This is a genomic window from bacterium, from assembly GCA_023135785.1.
GTDB lineage: Bacteria > CAIJMQ01 > CAIJMQ01 > CAIJMQ01 > CAIJMQ01 > CAZNJA01.
Window position 1 is genome coordinate 1 of the sequence record JAGLSL010000080.1, and the last position, 4183, is coordinate 4183.

Below are 4183 nucleotides of genomic sequence, written 5' to 3' on the forward strand. Positions count from 1 at the left end.
CCCGTTAGAAATAGGTCGCCTTTAGATAATTGTACGTCCCGACGTAACGTCGGGACTATTTCTAATGGGGTAAATGTAGATTTCCTGAAATCCTGCGACGAAGTTTTTCTAACTTCCTCGCTCATAGAAGTAATGTCTGTTGTAAGAATAGATAACGCATTAATTAATAATGCTAAAATTGGACGATATTCTGTAATGTTGAGGGAGGGATATAGGAATATGGTAAACGAATACTTGACCCATGCAAAACAATTAGAAGTTACCAATTTATTCGGAACTATTGACTTTGATAAAAATTATGATTATAAAATGAGGAGGAAAAGATGAATAGATTGTTGGATGAACGTAAAATACTTACAGGCATAAAAGAATATCTATTAGGTAAATGGCTTGAAAAATCCTCAACAGCCAAAGCATATGCTACAGCGTTAGATGAGCTTAATGAAAGCAATTTTTCTACTCCTCTCCATAAGAAAATTTTCAGAACACTGAAAAATTTAGAGGGTGTTCATAATATAGAACAAAAGATAAAAGAAAATTATGGAGATGAAGGATTAAAAATAGTAAATACACCAGGATATCCCAGTTCCCTAGAACAAATTAAAGAATTGGTTAAGAGATTAAGAAATGAGGATGAAAAGGTCAAAGAAATAAGATAAAAAGGAGAACGCTATGTCATCAACTCCAGAAGAAAAACAAAAAATAGAAGAAGTTCTAAAAAACATAAGTGAAAAGAGTGAGAAACAGGCAATCACAATAGGAATCATAATTATAGTAATTATAACTATTGGAGTAATTACGCTTATAAATGGGTGTTTCTCCTTATTTGAAATTCCAGAAAACTCTTCTTTGTATACTCCTACTTATACCAATAGTGAATCGACTTTTCTATATTCAGGGAAGATTTACGTCATAACAGATGATGATATTGGTGTTCTAAAAACTAAAGACGTCCCAACAAGCATGTCGGGATTTACAGAAAATCTGGTTACTATCCTCAATAAGGGAGACGAGATTGAAGTTGATTATGTTGGCATTCTTTCTACAAGAGTATATGTGATAAAGAAATCAGGAGGTGCTGTGTCTTGGAAGGGCTGGATTCCAACAGATTTGTTGATGAAGTCAGTTAGAGAGAAATAATAGAACGAAAATGGAAGGAGGGAGACAAGATGGAAGAAAAGAGAGCACGAGAAATTTTGGGAAAAATTAATCAGCTTTCAAGTGCGGATCCTGTTCTGAAACTTAGGCGAAGAGTCGACAGTAAAATTTTAGCAAATGCATTGGGAGTTCCTGAGAAAAAAATAATAAACGAATTAGAGGAACTTCATGGTCGTGGCTACATTAAAACAATGCCGACAGAGGTTACGAAAGAAGGTAAATTTAAACATTTACGAATTGACCTAAAGAGCAGAGCAGAGAAATTTTTAAGAGGTGAAATCGAATTCTAGTTCTTTACTATTTTGATATATTAACATCTGGCATTGTCCAAAAGCTAAACTGTTGAAGTAAATTTTACAGGATTATTTCTAAATATTTTTAAACAATGGCTAAAAAATCAGATACAGGGACAGGATGTTTTGCATTTATTTTTACGGTCATTCTAATTTATATAATGTCTTTGCCTTTTCTGTTTGACTTTAACAGACCACTATTTTGGAAGATACTCTTGATACCACTGGCTTTATTTATTGGCGTGCCCGTTATCATAATAATTGTTTCTACAATTAATGCCCAGGAGAGTACTCGGAAAATGATAGAAAAAATAGGGAAATTTGACGAACAGAAAAAGCGTTTCGCATCAAGTGAGTCTTATAAATATTTAGTGAATTTTGCAAGATATTATAAAAACAAATACGATGAAGAAGGAATAATTGAGCCCAAAGAATTAACCAAGCTACAAAATTTACTCAATTCAAAGGGGTTTCAATTTGATGAAATAGAGATAAAAATGTTAGTTGAATATGAGAACTTCAAAGAGAAAATTACATCCAATATGCCAAGAAACTTGCGAGAATATTGCGAAAATTTCATTAAATCATATGCTGAAGAATACTTAAACCATAAAGAGTTCTTCATTGACATCCTTAAAGAAAATCAGGTGGACTTCAACCCAAGGGAAATAGATAAAATTTTGGAACAAACTAAGGAAGAAATCGAAATGGCTGAGTTTGAAGCAGGTATTACATCTAAAAAATCCATTACTGTATCTAGTGAGAAAATTGACAGGCTTACGGGGTACGAATTTGAACATTTCTTAAAAAATGTTTTTGAAAAGATGGATTATACAGTGGCAAATACAAAACTTTCCGGTGATCAAGGGGCAGATTTAATTATTAGCAAAGCAGGGGAAAAGATTGTGGTGCAAGCCAAGAAACATACTAATAAAATAACTAACAAAGCTATACAGGAAGTAGTTGCCGCTATAAAACACTATAATGCAGATAAAGGCATGGTTGTTACCAATAATTTTTTTACTCGCTCTGCAGTTGAATTAGCTAAATCTAACAATGTAGAGTTGATAGATAGAGATAAATTAAATGATTTGTTAAAAACTATAGATAAAGAAGATATAGTTAAGCCCCTGCAGGAGGCAAAAAATGATACTAATGAATAGACAATGGAAATATATCTGGGTATTATTTGGCTTTTTTGCATTTTTAATATCTCTTTCTTTGCCTGCTAAAGAAAAGGCAAAAGAAGATAGAATGGTTTTAATTCCTGCAGGGGAATTCGTAATGGGCGCGGATAAAGAAGGTTATGATGAAAGGCCTCCTCATAAGGTTTATATAAACAGTTTCTATATGGATAAATATGAAGTTACACAGGAAGAGTATCAAAGGGTAACGGGGAAACCGAGTTCTATTTACGAGCAGGGACAAAATATGCCTGTAACGGGAGTCAGTTGGAACGATGCGGCAAGGTATTGCAATAAAAAATCTGAGACGGAAGGATTACAACCCTGTTATAACGAAAAAACTTGGCAATGCGATTTTTCAAAAAATGGTTACCGCCTTCCCACGGAAGCAGAATGGGAATATGCTTGTAGAGCAGGAAGTATGGGGAAATATTGTTGTGGAGATGATAAGGAAAAATTAAAAGAATATGCTTGGCATAATAGTAACGCACCTACTTGGACTTCTTTAAGGGGGGAAACTTATTTGCAAAACAAAGCCCATCCGGTTGGGAGTAAAAAGCCTAATACATTTGGATTGTATGACATGCATGGGAATGTATGGGAATGGTGCAATGACCAGTTTAGTTCTGGTTATTATTCCAAAAGCCCTGGAAAAAATCCAAGAGGGCCGCGTAAAGGAAAATATCGTGTGCTTCGTGGTGCTGATTGGATGAGTATTCCTGATGACTGCCGTTGTGCTAAACGAGCCAGAGGACTTCAAGACTATAAATTTATGCCATACGGGTTTCGATGTGTACGAACTTTTTAAATTATAGTAGAAGAGGAAATCATGACAGAATACATTGATTACACGGCGGTTTTAGCTACTTCTAATCCCGGCGATATAGCAATAATTAAGTCTATATTAGACAGTGGCGGTATAACTTATTTTTTCCAAGGTGAAAATTTCAATTATTTGGGATATAGCTCATTCGTTGCACCTGCAAGACTTATGGTTAAGAAAGACCAGGTTGAAGAAGCAAAAGAAGTTTTAAAAGGTCTTAAACTTTCTTTTGACATAATTAATCTACCAAAGAATTCAGAAAAATCCGACAAAAATTCGGAAGAGGATTAAAACATGAAAGTTGATATGAGCGCTAAAGCAGTTACCAGACGGTTAAGACAAACCAGTGAATTGCGTCGTTTGTGTTTAGCTTTAGGTTATAAACGATATATTGCTTTCAAAAAAAGTCGCCTATCGTCCAATGTTGTATCAAATCAAAAGTGAATCAATCTTCGAGATTGCCACACCCTCATTATATTCGGGCTCGCAATGACCACATTACTACTATTCCATTGACTCCAGTTACCAGACATATTATAATATCAACGCAAATGTCTGGTAACGCATTGTTAAATTATAATTAGTTACCAGACAGGTTGAGCGAAAACAAAATATGTCTAATAACAAGAGGGCTAAAAATGGAAGTTTTAAACGGTGTACTTAAGGAAGAATTAGGTCGTCTTAAAGAATTAAAGAAAAAATATGAGCAGGAAATATCAAGATTT

The 4183-nt window shown here is 34.3% G+C and carries 7 protein-coding genes; all 7 read left to right on the forward strand.

Annotated elements, in window-relative coordinates; translation table 11 throughout:
• The coding region (locus tag KAS42_05870) for a hypothetical protein (GenBank protein MCK4905744.1) at positions 1-327 on the forward strand (327 nt) is incomplete at its 5' end.
• On the forward strand, positions 324-659 hold the full coding sequence (locus KAS42_05875) for a hypothetical protein (protein MCK4905745.1): 336 nt from the start codon (positions 324-326) through the stop codon (positions 657-659). The genes KAS42_05870 and KAS42_05875, both read left to right, overlap by 4 nt.
• 13 nt (positions 660-672) lie before the next feature.
• Complete coding sequence (locus KAS42_05880; GenBank protein ID MCK4905746.1) at positions 673-1140, forward strand: hypothetical protein; 468 nt, start codon at positions 673-675, stop codon at positions 1138-1140.
• A gap of 29 nt (positions 1141-1169) precedes the next feature.
• The gene (locus KAS42_05885) at positions 1170-1448 is read left to right on the forward strand and encodes a hypothetical protein (protein MCK4905747.1); all 279 of its coding nucleotides are present in this window, start codon (positions 1170-1172) and stop codon (positions 1446-1448) included.
• Between the two features lie 710 nt (positions 1449-2158).
• Positions 2159-2614: a restriction endonuclease gene (locus KAS42_05890; GenBank protein ID MCK4905748.1), complete on the forward strand. Its 456-nt coding sequence runs from the start codon at positions 2159-2161 to the stop codon at positions 2612-2614.
• Positions 2598-3443: a formylglycine-generating enzyme family protein gene (locus KAS42_05895; GenBank protein ID MCK4905749.1), complete on the forward strand. Its 846-nt coding sequence runs from the start codon at positions 2598-2600 to the stop codon at positions 3441-3443. The genes KAS42_05890 and KAS42_05895 overlap by 17 nt, the downstream gene beginning before the upstream one ends.
• 21 nt (positions 3444-3464) lie before the next feature.
• Positions 3465-3749: a DUF2007 domain-containing protein gene (locus KAS42_05900; GenBank protein ID MCK4905750.1), complete on the forward strand. Its 285-nt coding sequence runs from the start codon at positions 3465-3467 to the stop codon at positions 3747-3749.
• The last annotated feature ends 434 nt before the right edge of the window (positions 3750-4183 follow it).

Excerpts from the sequence above, each read along its gene's own strand:
- KAS42_05875 (MCK4905745.1), top strand. The coding sequence starts at position 324 with ATGAATAGATTGTTGGATGAACGTAAAATACTTACAGGCATAAAAGAA.
- KAS42_05880 (MCK4905746.1), top strand. The coding sequence starts at position 673 with ATGTCATCAACTCCAGAAGAAAAACAAAAAATAGAAGAAGTTCTAAAA.
- KAS42_05885 (MCK4905747.1), top strand. The coding sequence starts at position 1,170 with ATGGAAGAAAAGAGAGCACGAGAAATTTTGGGAAAAATTAATCAGCTT.
- KAS42_05890 (MCK4905748.1), top strand. The coding sequence starts at position 2,159 with ATGGCTGAGTTTGAAGCAGGTATTACATCTAAAAAATCCATTACTGTA.
- KAS42_05895 (MCK4905749.1), top strand. The coding sequence starts at position 2,598 with ATGATACTAATGAATAGACAATGGAAATATATCTGGGTATTATTTGGC.
- KAS42_05900 (MCK4905750.1), top strand. The coding sequence starts at position 3,465 with ATGACAGAATACATTGATTACACGGCGGTTTTAGCTACTTCTAATCCC.